Source organism: Poseidonibacter sp. (genome assembly GCF_041821165.1).
Classification (GTDB): domain Bacteria; phylum Campylobacterota; class Campylobacteria; order Campylobacterales; family Arcobacteraceae; genus Poseidonibacter.
In genome coordinates this window covers 1-19,207 of record NZ_JBGUES010000030.1, presented here as the reverse complement: position 1 = coordinate 19,207, position 19,207 = coordinate 1, and the positions used below count along the sequence as shown (strand labels likewise).

Genomic DNA, 19,207 nt, shown 5'->3' with positions numbered 1-19,207 from the left:
CTGTTTTTTTATGTTTGTATAAAACTTTGAAGATTATTTATTATTTATTTTTCTTATATATGAGGTTTTGTAATATAAGTAAGATTTACATATAAATTGAATTAAGTTATTTTTATAGATATTGATTTATTTAGAAGAATATAAGATTAGAAAGGTGAGTAATAAACTAAAAGCTTATTACCCTATTTTTATTTATTTAATTGATCAACTATTTTAACAATATAATCAGCAGAATTTTTTGCACTTGATTTTAGAAATTCATCAAAATCAAATCCAGCATCCATATCAGCTGTATCAGATATAGCTCTTAGTATGAAAAATGGAATATTTAAAGCATCACAAACAACAGCAACACTTGCACCTTCCATTTCTAACGCATCTGCATTAAAAGTATTTTGTATAAATTCTTTTCTTTCAACTGAATGAACAAATTGATCACCTGTTGCAATAGTACCTTCTATTACAGAAATATTATTTTCATTTGCTACTTTTTTTGCAATATTTCTTAAGTTTTCATTTGTTTCAACAAAAACTTTTCCACCAGGAACATAACCATTTGGATGTCCAAAAGCAGTAATATCTAAATCATGCTGACATAATTTATCAGCAATAATTAAATCTCCAATTTTTAGTTCAGGATTAATTCCACCTGCAACTCCTGAAAAAAGTAAAGTATCACAAGAAAATTTTTCAATCATAGTACTTGCTGTTAATGAAGCAAAAACTTTTCCAATTTTAGAATAAGCAATTACAATATCTAAACCATTATAATTAACTTCATAAAATTTATTATTTGCATATTCAACAATATTTACATTTTCAAAGTGAGATAAAAGAGGTTCAATTTCCTCTTCCATAGCTCCCATTATTGCTAATTTAGTCATTTAAAGCCTCGATTGTTTTTTCTAATGAAGTAAAATCACTTACATTTAATGTTGGTATTGATTTACAGATTTTTCTATTTAAACCTTTTAATACAATTCCATTTCCAAATTCAATAAAAGCATCTACTCTATTTGTATTTGCTGAAATTGATTGTTTATATTTAACAGGTGAAGTTAATTGAGATGATAATAATTCAATAGCTTCATCTTTAGAATTATAAGCTTCAGTACTAACATTTGAAATAATATCAGTAAATTCATCTTTTAAAAATTCTTCTAAATAAGGTTTTAAGTTTTCTACAGAAGAACCTAATAACTCACAATGAGAAGCAACTGACATATCTAAAACAATAGCTCTTTTAGCCCCTGCTTCTTTAAATAGATCAACTACACTTTCTAAGTCTGATTTAATTCCAGCAAGAACTAACTGTCCATCCATATTATAATTAGCTGGCCAAATCTTTTTACCATTTTTTCTTTGTTCTTCACATAAGTTTTCAACAGTTGTATCGTCAAGTCCAACTAGTGCCATCATACCAGCACCAACACCAGAACAAGCTTCTGTCATAAATAAACCTCTTTTATGAACTAATTCAATTGCATCTAAATAATCAATTGCTCCAGCTGCAACTAATGCAGAGAATTCTCCTAAAGAATGACCTAAAACAAATTCTGGTTTTATATCATATTTATCTTTGAAAATTGCATTTGCAATAGAACTTACTAATAATATTGCAGGTTGTGTGAATTCAGTTTTTCCTAAATTTTCATTTTCTGTAAATAATAATTCTTCAAAATTAATTCCAAGTCTATCACTAGCTTTTGAAATCATTTCTTTTGCAATATCACTATTTTCAAAAAAATCTTTCCCCATTCCAACAGTTTGACTACCTTGTCCTGGAAAAATAAAAGCAACTTTTTTCATTTAAATACCTTTTTATAATAAAAATTTTTGTTATATTAGTTTTGTAAAACTATTTTTTAATGTTTAAGCTAAACGCTAAAAAATAGTTTTGCCCAAATGTATAAATACATTTGGGCAAAGTTTATATTAATTGTATTAATTTAAAATGGTTTGCTATCCTAGCAACTATTAATTACAACCACATCCACCAGTAGCAGGTTTAGATTCTGAAGAACCTCCACCACAACAACCACCGCTCATTGCAGCCATTCCACCAACTACACCAGTTTGAATTTCTTCTTCTGATGCGTCTCTTAAGCTTAATACTGAAACTGAGAACATTAAAGTTCTTCCAGCCATTGGATGATTGTAATCAATTGTTACTTCTTCATCTGTAAATGATTTAACTACAACTTGTACAGTTTCACCATTTTCACCAGTACCATAAAGACTCATACCTTCAGTTAATTCAATACCAGCAAATTGCTCTTTTGGTAAATTTTGTACAGCTTCTTCGTTATACTCACCGTAACCATCTTTAGGCTCAACTAAAACGTCAGCTTCTTCATTTGCTGCCATTTCTATAACTTTAGATTCTAATCCAGGAATAATTTGACCTTTTCCTGAAATAAATTCTAATGGTGCTTGACCAACATTAGTATCAAGTTGTTCACCTGAATTTGCGTCTTTTAATGTATATTCTATACCAATAACTTTAGACATATATTTTCCTTATTTAAATTTTATAATTTTGATAAATTTTTCTTAGCTATTTTTGATTCACTTGAACTAGGATAAAGATCTATTAACGTACTATAAAAACTTCTAGCATTTTCTTTATCTTTTGTTTTTTCAAATGAAATAGCACTGTGCAATAATAATGTTGGCATATAAGCTGCTTGATCATAAAGAATAGCAGATTTTTTAAAATGATTTATTGCAAGATCATATTTCTTTCTTACATACCACATTTCACCTAGATAATAATTACCTTCAGCAGGTTTATAATTTAATGAAACTAACTTTTCAAAAAGAGGTATTGCATTTTTAAAATATTGTTTTTCATAATATTTTTTAGCTGATGCACTCATTTTAGCTTTTTCATTTGAAGTTAATTTTTCATTTGAAGAGTTTGTTTTTTCACTTGTAGAATTATTAGCATTAATAGAATTAGCTTTTAATCCTAAACTCTTCTTTAATTCATTAAACTCTTCTCTTGTAATAAATTGATTCATATTTGATTTTAATTCAGATGATGATACGTATTCTGAATTAATCTTATTAACAAGTTTTGATATTTTAGAAACAACTTTCTTTAAATCATCAATATTTTTTTTAAATTCTTTATCTGTTTCTTCTTTCATATTTAAAAGTTCAACTGAAACTGTTTTTATTTCAGCAGTATCTAGTAAATTCTTATTAACTTTTTCAGAAGCAAGTTCAACTTTGTTAACTAAATCATTCATTTTTAAAACTGTAGTATTTAACTTAGAAGAGTCTCCTTCAAAAATTGATTCTAATCCTTCAAGTCTTTTATTTACAGATTCAATTAATGTATTAACATCATTTACTTTTGTAGAAAGTTGACCTAATCTTTTTTGATTTTTTAAGATGTGTTTTTCTGAAGAATTTAACCCATAAGGATTTTTAGAATTAAGATCGCCAGCACCAAAAACAGAAACTTCTTGAGCTTCTATTAATGTGCTAACTAACAGGATAAATAATATACTTTTTTTCATGAATTATTTAATTAGAGTGTGTTCAACTCTTCTGTTTTTTTCATAACAAGCAGATTTTTTTTCAGTACAAACAGGATTACTTTCACCTAAAGATACTAATGATACATTTGCAGTTACACCATTATTTACTAAAACATCTTTAACTGCTTTTGCTCTTTTTAAACCTAATGCATAGTTATATTCATCAGTTCCCCATGCATCTGTATTTCCAGAAATTTTAACAGTAGCAGATGGATTAATTACAGATAATTTAGATGCATTTGACATTGCAACTTCTTTCATCTCAGGTGTTAAAGTGTATTTATCAAATCCAAAATAAACATTTTCGATTGATACATTTTTACCATTAATAATATAAGAAGTACCAGTACTTGTCTTTTCAGATAAAGAAAAACTACCATCCATTATTTCATTAATGTTAGTATCCGGAATTGTATTTAATGCTGATTCAGAATTTGTATTTCCATTATCAACGTTCATTTCTACATTTTTTTGACTACAACCAGTTGTAAATAAAACAGATGCAACTAAGAAAGAGTAAATGCTAATTTTTTTCATGAAATTATCCTTAAAATTAAAAATTTATTTTGATTCTACTAAATCAAAACTTAATTACCAATCAATTGATTGAATTCTTTTATCATTTAATGGGAATAAATAAGATTTGTTAAAGTTCAGTCTAATTATACCTAAAGAACTTACTGAATTATATCTTTTTATATAAAGTAAAGTTTCACCATCAGTAGAGAATTTAGGGAATTGGTTAATACCATTTGCTGTTAATCTTTTTAAATCATCTGATTTAGTTGACATAAAATATAAATTAAAACTTTTATCACTTAACTCATTATATGAATCTCTACTTGAATAAACAATATTGTCATTAAATGTTGTAACTGATGAATTGTTTTTACTATGGTAAACTAATTTTTCAACACCAGCTGAATTAATACTTTTTGCAAATATATTTGGAGTTCCTAATCTATCTGATACAAATGCAATTCTTTTATCATTATCAATAAATTGTCCACCAACATCTATACCACTATATGATGTAATTTTATGTTTTTGTTTATTATTAACATTATATAAATAAATATCAGGTTGTGAATTTGGTGAAGCCGTAATTAAAATTTTACTTCCATCTGAATTAACATCTGAACAAGAAATCATACCATCTGAACTCATAATAATATTTTTTTCTCGTGTAAAAATATTTAACTTAACTAAAGTTGGTTTTTCATAATTATATGATGTGTAATAAATACTTTTTTGATTTTCACTAGCCCACTTTGGAAAAATATTTAATCCCCCACTTACAATTGTTTTCTTAAAAGTTAAAGTGTAATCTCCTATCATAATATCTGACTTACCAGAGTCTTTATAAACTGAAAACACAACAAATTTGTCCATCCATGCAATACTAGGTGCATCAAAATAATCATTTATAGAAATAGCTGTTCGATGTGCTAAAAAAGGAAATCTTTCTTCTTTAATAGTTGTATATGATTTTTCCATTATTAAAGATTGTGAGTTTATATCAAATAATTTAGTAAGTAAAGTGTAATTTCCTGAAACATCTTTTGAAGCTGAAATATTAAGATATAAATCAATTTCTTTATTTCGTAGTGAAATAAGATCTGGTACCTGTGCATAGTTAATTTTACTTAAGTCATCAACAACATCAAAATGTCCACTGATTTCTAAATCTTTTGATAATAAATTTTTAATTTTATCTAATGTTTGAAACTCTAAAGTATCATTTGCAATAGAAATAAGTATTTTTGGTGAAGTATTTGTTTTTTTAATAATCTCAAGTTTTGCATCAATTTGTGCAAAGACAGAACTTAGTAATAAACTAACTATCATTATAATTTTATACATTTTTATCCTTCTGATTTAAAGTCTACTGAAATTTGTATAACTTTGTTTTTTTCTGGTATTGGATATGAAATATTTTTTTGTTCATCTAGGAAATCTTTTAATGATAAATCAAAAGTATTATTTCCAGAATATTTTAATATTTTATATTCAAATTTACCATTTATATCAATATAAATTAATACTGTTGATATTAAACCATCTACTCTAACAGTTGGAGTCCATGCAGATAATAAAGAATCAACTTTTGAAAAATATTCATCTGATTCTTTATTTTTATTTACATTAGTACTATTAGTATTTGTAGTTGTTGTTTTATCATTTAGAAGTGTATCTAATTTTATATTAGAAGATTTTTTTACTTTATCAAATTTAGCTTTATATCTTTTAGAACTAAGAGATTGTTTTGTATTATTAACTTCATTTTTAGAAATTTTAGCAGCATTAGTTTTTACATTTCCAAATAATGATTTAATATTTGCTGTCTTTTTACTAGAAACAGAAGTCTCTTTTTTTAAAAAAACTTCATCAAGTGTTTTTTCTTTTTTTTCTTCTTTTTTTTCTATTCTTTTTTTATCACTTTTAATTACTATCATATCTAATTCAATAACAGTTGATTTAGATTTAACAGTATATGTTTTAACTTTTGGAGCACTAATATAGTACACAACAAGTAAACAAACTAGAATATAAAAAGAAAAAGAAATTAATCCAGCTATATAAAATGATGAAGTTTTTTGCATTTATTAACTATCTGTTACTAATGATACTTTAAAGAAACCAGCTTCTTTTATTGATTTTAATACAAATATAATATCATCATAAAGTAATGTTTTATCTGCTCTAATATAAACAGGTGTATTTTTATCTTTTCCATTTGAAAATAATAAAAAGCTATCAGCAAAATTGCTTATATCATATTTTTTTTTGTTGATTATTACAATTCTTTCTTTTGAAACTAAAATATTAATTTTTTGAAAATCTTGAACTTGTCTTGATTTACTTCCTTTTGGAAGATTAATAGGTTCTTCAAATTCAATTACTGGAGCAGTAACCATTAAAATAGCAAGTAAAACTAACATAATATCAACTAAAGGAGTGATGTTTAAATCTGGTTTTTGGTTAAAATCATACATTATATTAACCCTTTGCTATTAAAATTTGAGCTTGTGCCTTTATATAAGTATTTAACTCATATACTTTTCTAACTAGTATTTGATGGAAAGTATAAGCAAAAATAGCTACAAAAATTCCTGCAGCTGTTGCAACTAATGCTTCTGATATTGCAGGTGCAATAACTGAAAAAGCAACTTTTGATTGTGATGAAAACTTAGCGAAAGATTCTAAAATACCAACAACTGTACCAAATAATCCAATAAATGGAGATGTTGAAGAAATTATAGCTAACCATGAGATTCCATTACTTGCATCTTTAATAATATTAATTTCACATGCGTATAATAATTCTTTTGAATTAGAACTATTTGAACATTTGTTAAGTGCTGATAAAGGTGAAAATGTAGCAGATCTTGAAGTCAAGGACTCTAATGATTTTTGCTCATTTGCAATTAAACCCATAACAATCATGTATCTATATGTGAAAATCCAAATCGTGATAATAAGATAGATTGACAATAGTGCTAAAACTATATAAGTTATAGCACTACTGTTAGTCAAATAATTTAGTATTGTGTTTATCATAAGCTTTTAGGCAAATGTATTAATTTTTGCTTCAACAGATGCAACAGAAATGTTAGAATCTTTTACAGAATTAACTAATTCTTTTGCTGCATCAATATTTTTAGCGATCTCAGAGTCTGAACCTTGAGTTAATGCAATAGCACCATCTACAAGAACATCAACTGAATTTTCATCTACTTTAACATGTCCCCAGTTAATAGCAACTGCATCAGTAGAATCAGCTCTTTCAATTACAATTACACCTACAGTTAATGAAGAAACTAAAGCCGAGTGACCAGGTAAAACACCGAACTCTCCCTCTTTTCCAGGAAGAGTCACTGTTTTAACGTCATCGTTAAAAATTTCTCCATTAGGTGTAACAATTGATAATTTAATTGTATCCATGTTATGCCTTAATGGTTAATTATTTTAAGTTCTCAGCTTTTGCTAAAACTTCGTCAATTCCACCAACCATATAGAATGCCATTTCTGGTAAATCATCATATTTACCTTCTAAGATTCCTTTGAATCCTGCAATAGTATCTTTTAATTCTACATATTTACCTGGAGAACCTGTGAATACTTCTGCAACGAAGAATGGTTGAGATAAGAATCTTTCGATTTTTCTTGCTCTAGAAACAACAAGTTTATCAGCTTCAGATAATTCATCCATACCAAGAATTGCAATAATATCTTGTAAATCTTTATATTTTTGAAGAACTGATTGAACACCTCTTGCAATATCATAATGCTCTTGTCCAAGAACGTCTGCACTTAAAATTCTAGAAGTAGAATCTAATGGATCAACTGCTGGGTAAATACCTTTTTCAGCAATTTTTCTATTAAGTACTGTAGTTGCATCTAAGTGAGCAAAAACAGAAGCAGGAGCTGGATCTGTTAAGTCATCCGCAGGTACATATACAGCTTGAACAGAAGTAATTGAACCTTTATTAGTTGAAGTAATTCTTTCTTGTAATTTACCCATTTCTGAAGCAAGTGTTGGTTGGTAACCAACTGCTGAAGGAATTCTTCCTAATAATGCAGACATCTCAGAACCTGACTGTGCAAATCTAAAGATATTATCAACGAACATTAATACATCAAGACCTTTTTCATCTCTGAAGTACTCAGCCATTGTAAGACCAGTTAATGCAATTCTATTTCTTGCACCTGGAGGCTCAGACATTTGTCCATAACATAAAGCAACTTTATCTAATACGTTAGAATCTTTCATCTCGTAATAAAGGTCGTTACCTTCTCTTGTTCTTTCACCAACACCTGCGAATACTGAGTATCCTGAATGTTTGAAAGCAACATTATGGATTAATTCCATGATAATAACTGTTTTACCAACACCAGCACCACCGAATAATCCTACTTTTCCACCTTTAGAGTAAGGAGCAAGTAAATCTACAACTTTGATACCAGTTTCAAACATTTCTGTTTTAGTTGATTGCTCTTCAAAAGAAGGAGCAGATCTATGAATAGACCATCTTGGAGTATCTTCAGGAACAGCTTCACCTTCATCAACAGGATCACCAATAACATTGAAAATTCTTCCTAATACAGCATCTCCAACAGGAACCTTAATAGGACCTCCTGTTGCGTTACATTCTTGACCTCTAGTTAAACCTTCAGTCATATCCATTGCAATAGTTCTAACTCTACTATCTCCAATGTGTGCAGCAACTTCTAATACTAATCTATCAGCATTAGCGTCCGCTAATACTACATTGATAGCTTCATTAATTTCTGGTAGGTAGCCGTCGAATTCAACATCAACAACAGGACCCATTACCTGAATAACTTTACCTTTCATACGGGCAGCTCCTTTAAATTATTTTAACGATTCAACACCACTGATAATTTCTATCAGCTCTGTTGTAATTGCAGCTTGTCTAGCTTTATTGTATTCTACTGTTAACGAATCAACTTTCTCTTTTGCATTCTTTGTTGCTGCTTCCATTGCTTGCATTCTTGCAGAATGTTCAGCAGCTAAAGAATCAATTAAAGCGTAATACATATTGAAATCAATATATTTACCTGTTAATTCATTTAACACTTCTTCATCATCATCTGGTTCAATATTTAACATAGAAGTTGATTCATTTAATTCAACTTTTTCTAAGCTAACTGGTAACAATTCTCTAACTCTAATTTCTTGAGTTAACATGTTTAAGAAACCATTATAAACAACGATTACTTTATCAGTAACTTCATTTGTAAAGTCTTCTACAACATCTTTAATAAAATCAGCTGCTCTATCATATTCAGGAGCAGAAGAAAGATCTGAAACTGCTTGGTCTAAAGAAATACCTTGGAAGTTAAAGTAATCAACACCTTTTCTTCCTGCAGCTCTTAATCTAACTTTAGTACCTTTTGCTTCATAATCAGACATGATTTTACTAACAGTTTTAATTGTTGCCATATTAAAACCACCGCAAAGTCCTTTGTCAGCAGTTACAAAAACAATATCAACTGTTTTTGGATTGTCATTTGAAACAAATGCTCTGCCAATATTTCCTTCGTCTTGAACTTTGCTAACTCTAGCAGCAATATCAGAAAGAACATCATTTATCTTAGCTGCATAACTTTTAGCTTGATCAGACAATTGTCTAGTTCGCGTTAGTTTTGCAGAAGAAACAAGCTTCATAGCTTTAGTTGTCTTCTGAGTATTTTTTACACTACCAATTTGTAATTTAATTTCTTTTAAGTTAGCCATTGACTAATCCTTAGTTTGCACTAAATACAGTTTTAAACTCTTCTAAAGCAGCTTTTAATTCAGCTTCAGTATCACCATCTAGTTTTTGTTTAGATTTAATTGCATCTAAAATATTAGTATATTTTTGAGCAAAGAAAGCATGTAACTCAGCTTCAAACTTAACTACATCTTCAACTGCAACATCATTTAAATAACCTTTTGTACCAGCATAAAGAATAACAATTTGTTTTTCAATTACTAAAGGAGCGTTAACACCTTGTTTAAGTACTTCAACCATTCTTTGACCAAGCTCTAATTCTCTTCTAGTAGCTTCATCTAAATCAGATGCAAATTGAGCAAACGCTTCAAGTTCTCTATATTGTGCTAAAGATAATTTTAAAGTACCAGCAACTTGCTTAGTAGCTTTAATTTGTGCAGCTCCACCAACTCTAGATACAGATAAACCAACATTAATTGCAGGTCTAATTCCTGAGTTAAATAGGTTAGTTTCTAGGAAGATTTGTCCATCAGTAATAGAAATTACGTTTGTTGGAATATATGCAGCAACATCTCCAGCTTGTGTCTCAATAATTGGTAATGCAGTCATAGAACCAGCACCCTTTTCATCAGACATTTTTGCAGCTCTCTCAAGTAATCTTGAGTGTAGGTAGAATACGTCCCCTGGGAATGCTTCTCGACCTGGAGGTCTTCTTAATAATAAAGACATTTCTCTATATGCTACGGCATGTTTAGTTAAATCATCATATACGATTAGCGCATGTTGACCGTTATCTCTAAAGAATTCACCAATAGTTACACCAGTATATGGAGCTAAGAATTGTAATGCTGCAGAATCAGCTGCACCTGCATTAACAATAGTAGTATATTCCATTGCACCAGCTTCTTCTAATGTTCTTACAACAGAAGCAATAGTTGATGCTTTTTGACCGATTGCAACATAGATACATTTAACATTCTCACCTTTTTGGTTAAGAATTGTATCAATAGCAACAGTTGTTTTACCAGTTTGTCTATCACCAATAATAAGCTCTCTTTGACCTCTTCCAATTGGAACAAGTGCATCAATAGCTTTAATACCAGTTTGTAATGGCTCATGTACAGATTTTCTAGACATAATACCAGGAGCTTTTTCTTCAACTAATCTTGATTCAGTTGATTCAATAGCACCTTTACCATCAATAGGTTCACCAAGAGCATTAACAACTCTACCGATCATACCTTCACCAACAGGAGTAGATAATAGTTCACCAAGTCTTTTACAAGAAGTTCCTTCTCTTAGACCTTCACCTTTACCAAGTACAACTACACCTACTGAAGATTCTTCTAAGTTTAAAGAAAGACCTTTTTCGCCATTTTCAAACTCAACAATTTCTCCAGCCATAACATTTTTTAGACCGTAAACTTGTGCAACACCATCTGCATAAGAGATGATTTTACCAGTTTCATTTACATCTACATTTAATTCAAAGTTATCAATTCTTTCTTTAATGATAGAACTGATTTCATCAGCTTGAATTTTTGTACCCATTCAAATTCTCCTTTATAAGTTCTAAATTGCTTTTAAAATATGATCAATCATCTGAGATTTTAATCTTTCTTTCGAGAAAGAAATTTCAAGCCCAAGTCCATCAATATCTACTTTAATACCATCATAATCGCAAACATTTTGAGATAATGATAATTCAACATCAAATTTTTTACTAAATTGTTTTTCAATCGAATTTACATAATCACCTGATAATTTTTGATTAGTATAAATAACACCAATATAAGTATTATTCATTTTTGCAATTTGAACATTAAGTTCATTTGCAATAAATGGAATTAATTCTAATCTTCTTTTTTCACCAAGTAATTTAACAAGATTAATTAAAGTATTATCAGCTTTTTTCACTAATGAAATAACTAACTCAATCTTTTTACCATCGTTAACTTCAGGAGAAGTAACAATTGCATTAAACTTATCATCAGCAAATGCCGAAGAAATTACATTTAGATTTTTACTCACAGCATCAATAATTTTAGTATCTCTACCTTCTACTAATGCTTTTACATACCTTTTTGCTACTAAATCATTCATTACGCTACCTTTTTAAGAACAATATTTGCTAACTCATCTTGAGTTAATTTAATATTGTCTGATTTTAATAGGTCTTCTAAAACTTCAGCAACAACTTGTTTTTTAGCTTTTGATGTTTCAACTTTCATCATTTCATCTAGATTTTTTTCTAAATTAGCGATATCTGAATCAACAGCAATAGATACTTTTTCTTTTACAGAATCTATATCAGATTTTGCATTTTCTACAATTTCAGCTGCAAGTCTTTTTGCATCTTCTAATTGTTTTTGTGCATCAGAAACTTTATCTTTTGAGGCTTTTAAAGTATCTTGTACTTTATCTAACTCAGCTTGAATAGATAATGATCTTTCAGCAAAATATGCTTTAATTTTATCAGCAAGTAAATACCATAAAATTCCAGCAAAAATTACAAAGTTAACGGTTCTTTGAACTATATCAGTTTCCGCACCTTCACTACTTGCAAGTAATGCAACAGGAGCTAAAGCTAATCCAAGTAATAAAAATTTTTTCACTTCCACATCCCTTAAATTGAGCTAAGCTTAGTTTTTAAGCTATCATTAAATTGAGGCATAGCAGAAACTAAAGTGTCTCTCAACGCTTTTGTTTCATTTTCTAAGCTTTTAGCAAAATCATCAGATTTCGCCTCTAATTTAGATTTAGCATTTGCAAGTTTTGCATCAGCACTCTCTTTGGCTTCCTTATAAGCTTGTTCTCGAATTGCAGCTGCTTCTCTTTTAGCTTCGGCAATCACATTGTTTGCCTCCACTATCATACCATTAACATCAGCACCGTTTGATTTTGCATCTTCTAAATCTTTAGAAATAGAAGCCGCTCTATCATCCATGTGCTTTAGTAATGGAACAAATAGACAACTGTTTAGTCTAGCAACAACTAAAAGAAAGATGATACCAGAGCTAAGCAATAATACAGGACTTATGTCTAACATTCATTCCTCCATATTTTTTACAGTTTAGTTTAACTAAAACACATATATTTTAGCAAAGTTAACTATAATTTTTTATTAAAAGAAAAAATTAGATTAAATTTTTTTATATTTTGTTACTAATGTAACTTAAAGTAGTTAGATATTAAATCAATATCCTCTTGAGAGTTAATTTCTATTTTAAAATAATTCTTTTCAGCTTTAACCTTTAGTTTGCTTTCTTCTAATTTTTTTAAAACATTATCTAAAGGTTTAAAATCATAATTAGTAATTTCTTTTTTCTTTTTAGTAATTACTTTATCTTTATTTTTTAAATCTTTAACAATTTTTTCAGTATCTCTAACAGAAAGTTTTTGACCTATTATAGAATCACACACCATTTTTTGTTCACTATCACTTAGGCCTAACATTATTTTTGCATGTCCTGCTGTAATTTTACTGCTTGCAAGGTTTTGTTGTACATAAGAGCTTAATTGTAATAATCTAAGTGTATTTGTTATTGAAGTTCTACTTTTAAATACTTTTTTTGATAATTCTTCATGAGTAATATTATGTTCATTTATCAATTGAGCATAAGAGTATGCTAATTCTACAATATTTAAATCAGCTCTTTGAATATTTTCAATTAATGCTAGTTCTCTTAATTTTAATTCTTCAACTTTTGTAACAATTGCTTTAATTGTTTTTAGTTTTGCTAGTTTATGCGCTCTTAATCTTCTTTCACCAGCTATTAGAATATATTCACCATTACCATCTTCAATAACAGTTATTGGTTGTAATAAACCATGTTCAACAATAGATAAACTTAATTCTTTAAGTTTATCTTCATCAAATATTTTTCTTGGTTGATTAGGGTTGGCTTTTATTAAAGATACATCAATTTCTAATATACTTAATTTACTTTTTTGCGATGAATTTTCATATGCACTTTCAACTTCACCTAATAATTCTCCTAATCCTCTACCTAATGCCATAAATAATTCCTAATAATAAATTTATATTAATTAACCAGCAATTGCTTTTGCTAAGTTAGTATATGCTTTTGTACCACTTGCACTTGCATCATATAACATTATTGGTTTACCAAAACTTGGACTTTCTGCCAATTTAACATTTCTTGGTATAACAATATATGAGCTATCATCTACTTTAAATAATTTTGTTTCAAAGTGTTTTGCTAAATCTGCAAAAACTTGCTTAGATAAATTATTTTGAGATGTATACATTGTTGGTAAAAAACCTCTAATTTCTAAAGATTTATTTATTGTTTGTTTAACAAGTTTAATTGTATTTAATAACTGTGCTAAACCTTCTAATGCAAAAAATTCACATTGTATTGGTATTAAAACCGAATTTGAAGCACTTAATGTATTAATTGTAATTGGTCCAAGTGCTGGAGGTGAATCAATAATTATATAATCAAAATCTTTTTTAATTGGGTCAATTTTTCTTTTTAATACTAATTCTCTATCTTTTGTATTTTTGTAGAACTCTTTTTCAATTCCTACAAGTCCAATATTTGATGGTGCTACTTTTAAATTTTCAATTTCTGAATCTAAAATAATTTCATTTAATTCTTTTGTACCTAACATTACATGGTAAATATTGTATTCATATGTATCTCTGTGAAATCCTAGAGATGTTGTTGCATTTGCTTGAGGATCAGCATCAATTAGTAGTACTCTTTTTCCTTCTAGGGCTAAAGCAGCACTTAAATTAACTGCTGTAGTAGTTTTACCTACTCCGCCTTTTTGGTTGGCTATTGCGATAATTTCTGTCATCTTAAACTAAATACCTTTTTTTTATTTACATCTATCGAGCCATCTTCATTTAATACAGCATTTGCTAATGATACTTTTTGATTTTCAATGGTTGATTGGAATCTTCGACTATTTTCGAATTCTATCTTAAAAGAGTTAAAAATCTGCTTCCATGAATTAGATTCATTTAATTTAGAAAAATACTCTTGTAAAATCTTTTGTGAATCAATTTTAATATCTAAATTTCCGAAGTTTTCATCTACATGAATTAAATTTAATCCAATTCCACAATAAACAAAATTATTTGATAAAGTTGTAATAGTTCCACCTATTTTTTTATCATCAATATAAAAATCATTTGGCCATTTAAGCCATATCTTTGAAGCATTTTCTTTTAGAACTTCTTTTAATAAAAAAGAAAAATATATAGAAAAACTTTGAGTTGGTAAATCTTTTGGTAAATCATCTTTTAATAAAACAAAAGAAAAAAATAGATTTCCTTTAACACCTGTCCAATTATTACCTCTACTACCAATACCATTAATTTGATTATCAGTCATAATACATAAAGGTTCAGAATAAGAATGTTCTTTTATATACTCTTTTAAATAAGTATGTGTTGAGTTTACTTCATTTAATTTAATTATTTTCATCTTAGTATTATACATAATTACTTTTCAAGAATATATTAAATATAATTTTTTAAAAAGGTTATTATGTGTTAGATCCAGTTTTACCTATTGCTATGTATTTGTTAGTAGGATATTTATTTAAAATTATTTATCATGACAATTCTAAACAATTAATTGAATTTATAATTTATTTTTCACTTCCTGCAATTGTTTTTTCAAAAATTTATCCGCTTGAATTAGACCAAAGAATATTAGGTCTTATTTTAATGTTTATGTGCTTTATTTTATTAAATTTAGCACTTGCATATTTTATTGGTAAATTAATGAAATTAAATAAACTTTTGTTAGCTACTTTTATGATTATGGCAACATTTGGGAATACTTCATTTATAGGTTTTTCATATATTGATGCATTTTATGGTCAAGACTATATTGTTTATGGACTTATCTATGATTTATTTGGTTCATTTTTACTTTTAATTTCTATTGGTATGTTTATAATTACTTGGGGTTCAGGAAGAAAAAATGATACAAAATCTATATTTAAGAGTATGTTTTTATTTCCGCCTGCTTTAATGTTTTTTATTACAATACTTACAAAGAACTTTGAAATTCCTACATTTATATCTTTAACAGCAGATACATTAGGTTCAACTTTAGTTCCTATTGCAATGATTGCTATTGGTATGAAATTAGAGCTTAAGCATATTTTTGTAAAGTTTCATATTGTAACAATGGCTATGTTACTAAAAATGGTGATAGTTCCAATTATCGTGTTAATTGGTTTCCAATTATTTTATGGTATTGATCAAACATGGGTAAAAGTTACAATTATTGAGGTTGCAATGCCACCAATGACTATGGCAACAGTTTTAGCTATAAAGGGTGGTTTAGATGAAAAAGTGGCAATTAATGCACTAGTATTAGGAGTATTGTTAAGTTTAGTAACAATAACATTATATACATCATATTTAGCATGATGTATATAAAACAGAAGGGGTTAAACTAAAACACTTCCTTCTTCTAGTCTTTGTCCTCTTATATAATCAACAGAACAAACAGCTTTTTTAGATGGTGCTTGTAAAGTTTTGATTTTTAATGAACCTTGTGAACAAGCTACAATTATATAATCTTTTTTTATTTCAAGAATATTTCCTGATTTGTTAGAACTTTCATTTTCAAGTAACTCAATATCTTTTAATTTTAACCCTGATTCTAAAAATATTCCAGGCCAATATGAATAAGCTTTATATTTTAAGTATAATTTTTTTGCTGATGAGAAATCAACTAAACCATTATCTTTTTTTATTTTTTTACAAAAAGTAACTTCTGATTCATCTTGTTTTTTTGGATTTATATTTTCAAAATTATCTAAAGTTGTAATAGTTAATTTTGCAGCAATATGTGATAATTCATTAAATGCTTGTGAAACTTCCATTGTATTAGTAATTTTTAAATATTGAAAACCTAAGATATCACCTGAATCTAAGCCCTCTTCCATAAGCATTGAAGTAACACCTGTAAAATAATCATCATTTAATAATGACTCTTGAATAGGACTTGCACCTCTGTACTTTGGAAGCAATGAAGCATGAAGGTTAATACAAGGAGCAATATCTAAAATCTCTTTTGGTAGTATCTGTCCATATGCGGCAACAATAATAAAATCTGGATTTAAATCAGAAATTTGTTTTTTAGCTTCTTCATTATTTCTAAGTTTTATTGGTTGATAAATTGGAATATCAAGATTTTTATCTAAACAAAATTGTTTAATATGAGGAGGTGTTAGTATTTGTTTTCTACCAACTGGTTTATCAGGTTGAGTAAAAAGTCCAACTATTTCATAATTACTTTCTAATAGTTCTGCAAAAATAATACTTGCATAATCAGGTGTTCCCATAAATAGAATTCTTTTACTCATTTTAATCCTTGATAATTTAAATACTTTATTTTTCTGTTTTAAAAACTGTTCCACTTTTATGATTTCCATCAACTAAAAAATCATAAGCATTAGTTAAATCAAAACCAGAAGATAAATACATTGATTTATTTCTTTTCATTAAAAAATCTGCTGCTTTTAATTTTGTAACAATACCACCTGTTGCAAATTCTGAATTTGCAGTATGTTTCATTAAAAGTTCTGATTCATCAATATAGTTTACATTTTTCAATATTTTTGCATCATCAAATTCATTTGGGTTTTTATCATAAAAACCATCAATATCACTCAAAATTGCTAAAATATCTGCATCAAAGAAATATGCAGCATGTGCAGCTAATTGATCATTATCTCCAAATAGTAATTCTTCATTTGCAATTACATCATTTTCATTAATAATTGGTAAAATATTGTTTTTCAAAAGTACTTCCATTACATCTTTAGCATTTTTTGATCTTTTTCTTGAATCAAAATCTTCTGCTACTAGTAACATTTGAGCACATTTAATATTAAATTCTGCGAAATACTGTTTATAGTATTTCATTAATAAAGGTTGTCCAATTGCAGCTAGGGCTTGTCTATTAATCACTTCTTTTCTATCTAGATTCAAAGTAATATTACCAGCAGCAACTGCACCTGAAGATACTAAAATAACTTCAGTATCTTTCTCATTTTTTAATTTTGAAATCAAAGCAACAAGATTTTCCATTCGGCTAAAAGCTAATTTATTATCTTCTCTTAATACAGCAGATCCAACTTTTATAACAACTCTTTTTCTCATTTATTACTACTTTTTTTCTAATAAACTATATAATGCAAAGGCTATTGATTTTGTATTTTTTCTTGTAACTGAAGAAATTGGTAATACAAAATATGGTTTACTTTCATCATATCTTGAATAAGTTAAATCTTGTACATAATATGGATACTCTTTATCAAAACCATATTCATTTGATTTTGCTTCTTCTAATCCAATATCAGAAATAAACTTTTTAATATCAGCTTGTAAATCTTCACCATAATAACCATCTATTTTACTTAAAGCAATTGCAAATTTTCTTCCTGATAATTCAGTTGAGAATTTAGCAACTTCTTCTTTTAAAACATTATATTGGTCAATCATAGTTCTATAATTTGCAACATCAATTAAGAATAATAAGGTTTTAGTTCTTTCAATATGTCTTAAAAACTCTAATCCTAATCCTCTGCCTTCACTAGCACCATCAATAATTCCTGGAATATCAGCCATTACAAATGAATTATAATCACCTACTTCAACAACACCTAATTTAGGAGTTAATGTAGTAAATTCATAATCAGCTACTTCTGGATTTGCATTTGATGTTGTTGAAATTAATGTTGATTTACCAACATTTGGATATCCAACTAATCCAACATCTGCAATTAATTTTAATTCTAATCTTATTTCTTGGCTAACTCCTGGTAATCCAGGTTGGAAATAAGTTGGTCTTTGATTTCTTGAGTTTTTAAAGTGAACATTTCCTAATCCACCTTTTCCACCTTCAAGAAGTTTAATTTTTTGACCTTCTTCTATTAAATCAAGTAAAAGTTCACCTGTTTTATTATCAAAAACTTGTGTTCCAGGAGGAACAACAAGTACAAGTTCAGGTGCAGACTTACCAGTCATTCTTGAACCCATTCCTTGTTTACCATTTTCAGCTTTAAATACTTTTCTACCTTTATAATTAGATAAAGTATCTGTATTACTATCAACTAAGAAGTAAACATCACCACCTTTTCCACCATCTCCACCATCTGGTCCGCCTTTTACAACAAACTTTTCTCTTCTAAATGATGAACAACCTTGTCCACCTTTTCCAGATGAAACTACAAATCTAGCATTATCTATAAACATTTTAATCTCCATTAAATGAAAAATTAAAAACCAAGAACAAAATAATCATTTTGATTGTTAACTTTTAATTAATCACTTTTATTGTTATTTAAATAAAAAAAGGGTGTTAGCATATGCCAACACCCTTTTTTAAAACCATTCAGAATCAGAATTACGAAGCGTAAACT

General features: G+C 28.0%; 23 protein-coding genes. 1 reads left to right on the top strand and 22 read right to left on the bottom strand.

Features of this window, described 5'->3' with window-relative positions; translation table 11 throughout:
- Window positions 1–188 precede the first annotated feature (188 nt).
- From ACERKK_RS04340 to ACERKK_RS04250, 19 genes are all read right to left on the bottom strand, one after another.
- On the bottom strand, window positions 189–884 hold the full coding sequence (locus ACERKK_RS04340; protein ID WP_373771854.1) for a 5'-methylthioadenosine/adenosylhomocysteine nucleosidase: 696 nt from the start codon (window positions 882–884) through the stop codon (window positions 189–191).
- Window positions 877–1,809 (bottom strand): ACP S-malonyltransferase, encoded by a 933-nt coding sequence (gene fabD / locus ACERKK_RS04335; RefSeq protein WP_373771853.1) that lies wholly within the window; start codon window positions 1,807–1,809, stop codon window positions 877–879. The genes ACERKK_RS04340 and fabD overlap by 8 nt, the downstream gene beginning before the upstream one ends.
- A gap of 168 nt (window positions 1,810–1,977) precedes the next feature.
- Window positions 1,978–2,511 carry a peptidylprolyl isomerase gene (locus tag ACERKK_RS04330; protein WP_373771852.1) on the bottom strand — a complete coding sequence of 178 codons (534 nt, stop codon included), beginning with the start codon at window positions 2,509–2,511 and terminating at the stop codon, window positions 1,978–1,980.
- 20 nt (window positions 2,512–2,531) lie between these two features.
- On the bottom strand, window positions 2,532–3,527 hold the full coding sequence (locus tag ACERKK_RS04325) for a tetratricopeptide repeat protein (RefSeq protein ID WP_373771851.1): 996 nt from the start codon (window positions 3,525–3,527) through the stop codon (window positions 2,532–2,534).
- A 3-nt stretch (window positions 3,528–3,530) separates the two neighbouring features.
- Window positions 3,531–4,085 (bottom strand): OmpA family protein, encoded by a 555-nt coding sequence (locus ACERKK_RS04320; RefSeq protein ID WP_373771850.1) that lies wholly within the window; start codon window positions 4,083–4,085, stop codon window positions 3,531–3,533.
- A 54-nt stretch (window positions 4,086–4,139) separates the two neighbouring features.
- Complete coding sequence (gene tolB / locus ACERKK_RS04315; protein ID WP_373771849.1) at window positions 4,140–5,411, bottom strand: Tol-Pal system protein TolB; 1,272 nt, start codon at window positions 5,409–5,411, stop codon at window positions 4,140–4,142.
- Window positions 5,412–5,413: 2 nt separating this feature from the next.
- A complete protein-coding gene (locus ACERKK_RS04310) occupies window positions 5,414–6,151 on the bottom strand; it encodes a TonB C-terminal domain-containing protein (RefSeq protein ID WP_373771848.1) in 738 nt (245 codons plus the stop codon).
- A gap of 3 nt (window positions 6,152–6,154) precedes the next feature.
- On the bottom strand, window positions 6,155–6,544 hold the full coding sequence (locus ACERKK_RS04305) for a biopolymer transporter ExbD (protein WP_373771847.1): 390 nt from the start codon (window positions 6,542–6,544) through the stop codon (window positions 6,155–6,157).
- Window positions 6,545–6,548: 4 nt separating this feature from the next.
- Window positions 6,549–6,986: a MotA/TolQ/ExbB proton channel family protein gene (locus ACERKK_RS04300; RefSeq protein WP_373771846.1), complete on the bottom strand. Its 438-nt coding sequence runs from the start codon at window positions 6,984–6,986 to the stop codon at window positions 6,549–6,551.
- A 129-nt stretch (window positions 6,987–7,115) separates the two neighbouring features.
- The gene (gene atpC, locus ACERKK_RS04295) at window positions 7,116–7,493 is read right to left on the bottom strand and encodes an ATP synthase F1 subunit epsilon (protein WP_373771845.1); all 378 of its coding nucleotides are present in this window, start codon (window positions 7,491–7,493) and stop codon (window positions 7,116–7,118) included.
- 19 nt (window positions 7,494–7,512) lie between these two features.
- Complete coding sequence (gene atpD, locus ACERKK_RS04290) at window positions 7,513–8,907, bottom strand: F0F1 ATP synthase subunit beta (protein WP_373771844.1); 1,395 nt, start codon at window positions 8,905–8,907, stop codon at window positions 7,513–7,515.
- A gap of 18 nt (window positions 8,908–8,925) precedes the next feature.
- A complete protein-coding gene (gene atpG, locus ACERKK_RS04285; RefSeq protein WP_373771843.1) occupies window positions 8,926–9,810 on the bottom strand; it encodes an ATP synthase F1 subunit gamma in 885 nt (294 codons plus the stop codon).
- Between the two features lie 10 nt (window positions 9,811–9,820).
- A complete protein-coding gene (gene atpA / locus ACERKK_RS04280) occupies window positions 9,821–11,338 on the bottom strand; it encodes a F0F1 ATP synthase subunit alpha (RefSeq protein ID WP_373771842.1) in 1,518 nt (505 codons plus the stop codon).
- A 21-nt stretch (window positions 11,339–11,359) separates the two neighbouring features.
- Window positions 11,360–11,890: a F0F1 ATP synthase subunit delta gene (locus ACERKK_RS04275; protein WP_373771841.1), complete on the bottom strand. Its 531-nt coding sequence runs from the start codon at window positions 11,888–11,890 to the stop codon at window positions 11,360–11,362.
- Window positions 11,890–12,402, bottom strand: coding sequence for a F0F1 ATP synthase subunit B (locus ACERKK_RS04270; RefSeq protein ID WP_373771840.1), 513 nt, complete (start codon window positions 12,400–12,402; stop codon window positions 11,890–11,892). The genes ACERKK_RS04275 and ACERKK_RS04270 overlap by 1 nt, the downstream gene beginning before the upstream one ends.
- Window positions 12,403–12,413: 11 nt before the next feature.
- Window positions 12,414–12,836, bottom strand: coding sequence for a F0F1 ATP synthase subunit B' (locus ACERKK_RS04265; protein ID WP_373771839.1), 423 nt, complete (start codon window positions 12,834–12,836; stop codon window positions 12,414–12,416).
- A gap of 116 nt (window positions 12,837–12,952) precedes the next feature.
- Window positions 12,953–13,807, bottom strand: coding sequence for a ParB/RepB/Spo0J family partition protein (locus tag ACERKK_RS04260; protein WP_373771838.1), 855 nt, complete (start codon window positions 13,805–13,807; stop codon window positions 12,953–12,955).
- A gap of 30 nt (window positions 13,808–13,837) precedes the next feature.
- Window positions 13,838–14,614: a ParA family protein gene (locus ACERKK_RS04255; RefSeq protein WP_373771837.1), complete on the bottom strand. Its 777-nt coding sequence runs from the start codon at window positions 14,612–14,614 to the stop codon at window positions 13,838–13,840.
- Window positions 14,611–15,246: a biotin--[acetyl-CoA-carboxylase] ligase gene (locus tag ACERKK_RS04250; protein WP_373771836.1), complete on the bottom strand. Its 636-nt coding sequence runs from the start codon at window positions 15,244–15,246 to the stop codon at window positions 14,611–14,613. The genes ACERKK_RS04255 and ACERKK_RS04250 overlap by 4 nt, the downstream gene beginning before the upstream one ends.
- Window positions 15,247–15,311: 65 nt before the next feature.
- Between ACERKK_RS04250 and ACERKK_RS04245 the strand changes: the two genes are divergently transcribed.
- Complete coding sequence (locus tag ACERKK_RS04245; RefSeq protein ID WP_373771835.1) at window positions 15,312–16,205, top strand: AEC family transporter; 894 nt, start codon at window positions 15,312–15,314, stop codon at window positions 16,203–16,205.
- Window positions 16,206–16,225: 20 nt separating this feature from the next.
- On the opposite strand, the gene fmt is transcribed toward ACERKK_RS04245, so the two are convergent.
- From fmt to obgE, 3 genes are read right to left on the bottom strand one after another with little or no spacing between them, the layout of a single operon-like run.
- Entirely contained in the window at window positions 16,226–17,146 is a 921-nt protein-coding gene (gene fmt, locus ACERKK_RS04240) for a methionyl-tRNA formyltransferase (protein WP_373771834.1), read from the bottom strand.
- Window positions 17,147–17,171: 25 nt separating this feature from the next.
- A complete protein-coding gene (proB, locus tag ACERKK_RS04235) occupies window positions 17,172–17,945 on the bottom strand; it encodes a glutamate 5-kinase (protein ID WP_373771833.1) in 774 nt (257 codons plus the stop codon).
- A 6-nt stretch (window positions 17,946–17,951) separates the two neighbouring features.
- Window positions 17,952–19,040 carry a GTPase ObgE gene (gene obgE, locus ACERKK_RS04230; RefSeq protein WP_373771832.1) on the bottom strand — a complete coding sequence of 363 codons (1,089 nt, stop codon included), beginning with the start codon at window positions 19,038–19,040 and terminating at the stop codon, window positions 17,952–17,954.
- Between the last annotated feature and the right edge of the window lie 167 nt (window positions 19,041–19,207).

Bases quoted from the DNA above. Each gene is read 5' to 3' on its own strand.
- ACERKK_RS04340 (WP_373771854.1), bottom strand. From the start codon at position 884: ATGACTAAATTAGCAATAATGGGAGCTATGGAAGAGGAAATTGAACCT.
- fabD (WP_373771853.1), bottom strand. From the start codon at position 1,809: ATGAAAAAAGTTGCTTTTATTTTTCCAGGACAAGGTAGTCAAACTGTT.
- ACERKK_RS04330 (WP_373771852.1), bottom strand. From the start codon at position 2,511: ATGTCTAAAGTTATTGGTATAGAATATACATTAAAAGACGCAAATTCA.
- ACERKK_RS04325 (WP_373771851.1), bottom strand. From the start codon at position 3,527: ATGAAAAAAAGTATATTATTTATCCTGTTAGTTAGCACATTAATAGAA.
- ACERKK_RS04320 (WP_373771850.1), bottom strand. From the start codon at position 4,085: ATGAAAAAAATTAGCATTTACTCTTTCTTAGTTGCATCTGTTTTATTT.
- tolB (WP_373771849.1), bottom strand. From the start codon at position 5,411: ATGTATAAAATTATAATGATAGTTAGTTTATTACTAAGTTCTGTCTTT.
- ACERKK_RS04310 (WP_373771848.1), bottom strand. From the start codon at position 6,151: ATGCAAAAAACTTCATCATTTTATATAGCTGGATTAATTTCTTTTTCT.
- ACERKK_RS04305 (WP_373771847.1), bottom strand. From the start codon at position 6,544: ATGTATGATTTTAACCAAAAACCAGATTTAAACATCACTCCTTTAGTT.
- ACERKK_RS04300 (WP_373771846.1), bottom strand. From the start codon at position 6,986: ATGGGTTTAATTGCAAATGAGCAAAAATCATTAGAGTCCTTGACTTCA.
- atpC (WP_373771845.1), bottom strand. From the start codon at position 7,493: ATGGATACAATTAAATTATCAATTGTTACACCTAATGGAGAAATTTTT.
- atpD (WP_373771844.1), bottom strand. From the start codon at position 8,907: ATGAAAGGTAAAGTTATTCAGGTAATGGGTCCTGTTGTTGATGTTGAA.
- atpG (WP_373771843.1), bottom strand. From the start codon at position 9,810: ATGGCTAACTTAAAAGAAATTAAATTACAAATTGGTAGTGTAAAAAAT.
- atpA (WP_373771842.1), bottom strand. From the start codon at position 11,338: ATGGGTACAAAAATTCAAGCTGATGAAATCAGTTCTATCATTAAAGAA.
- ACERKK_RS04275 (WP_373771841.1), bottom strand. From the start codon at position 11,890: ATGAATGATTTAGTAGCAAAAAGGTATGTAAAAGCATTAGTAGAAGGT.
- ACERKK_RS04265 (WP_373771839.1), bottom strand. From the start codon at position 12,836: ATGTTAGACATAAGTCCTGTATTATTGCTTAGCTCTGGTATCATCTTT.
- ACERKK_RS04260 (WP_373771838.1), bottom strand. From the start codon at position 13,807: ATGGCATTAGGTAGAGGATTAGGAGAATTATTAGGTGAAGTTGAAAGT.
- ACERKK_RS04255 (WP_373771837.1), bottom strand. From the start codon at position 14,614: ATGACAGAAATTATCGCAATAGCCAACCAAAAAGGCGGAGTAGGTAAA.
- ACERKK_RS04250 (WP_373771836.1), bottom strand. From the start codon at position 15,246: ATGAAAATAATTAAATTAAATGAAGTAAACTCAACACATACTTATTTA.
- fmt (WP_373771834.1), bottom strand. From the start codon at position 17,146: ATGAGTAAAAGAATTCTATTTATGGGAACACCTGATTATGCAAGTATT.
- proB (WP_373771833.1), bottom strand. From the start codon at position 17,945: ATGAGAAAAAGAGTTGTTATAAAAGTTGGATCTGCTGTATTAAGAGAA.
- obgE (WP_373771832.1), bottom strand. From the start codon at position 19,040: ATGTTTATAGATAATGCTAGATTTGTAGTTTCATCTGGAAAAGGTGGA.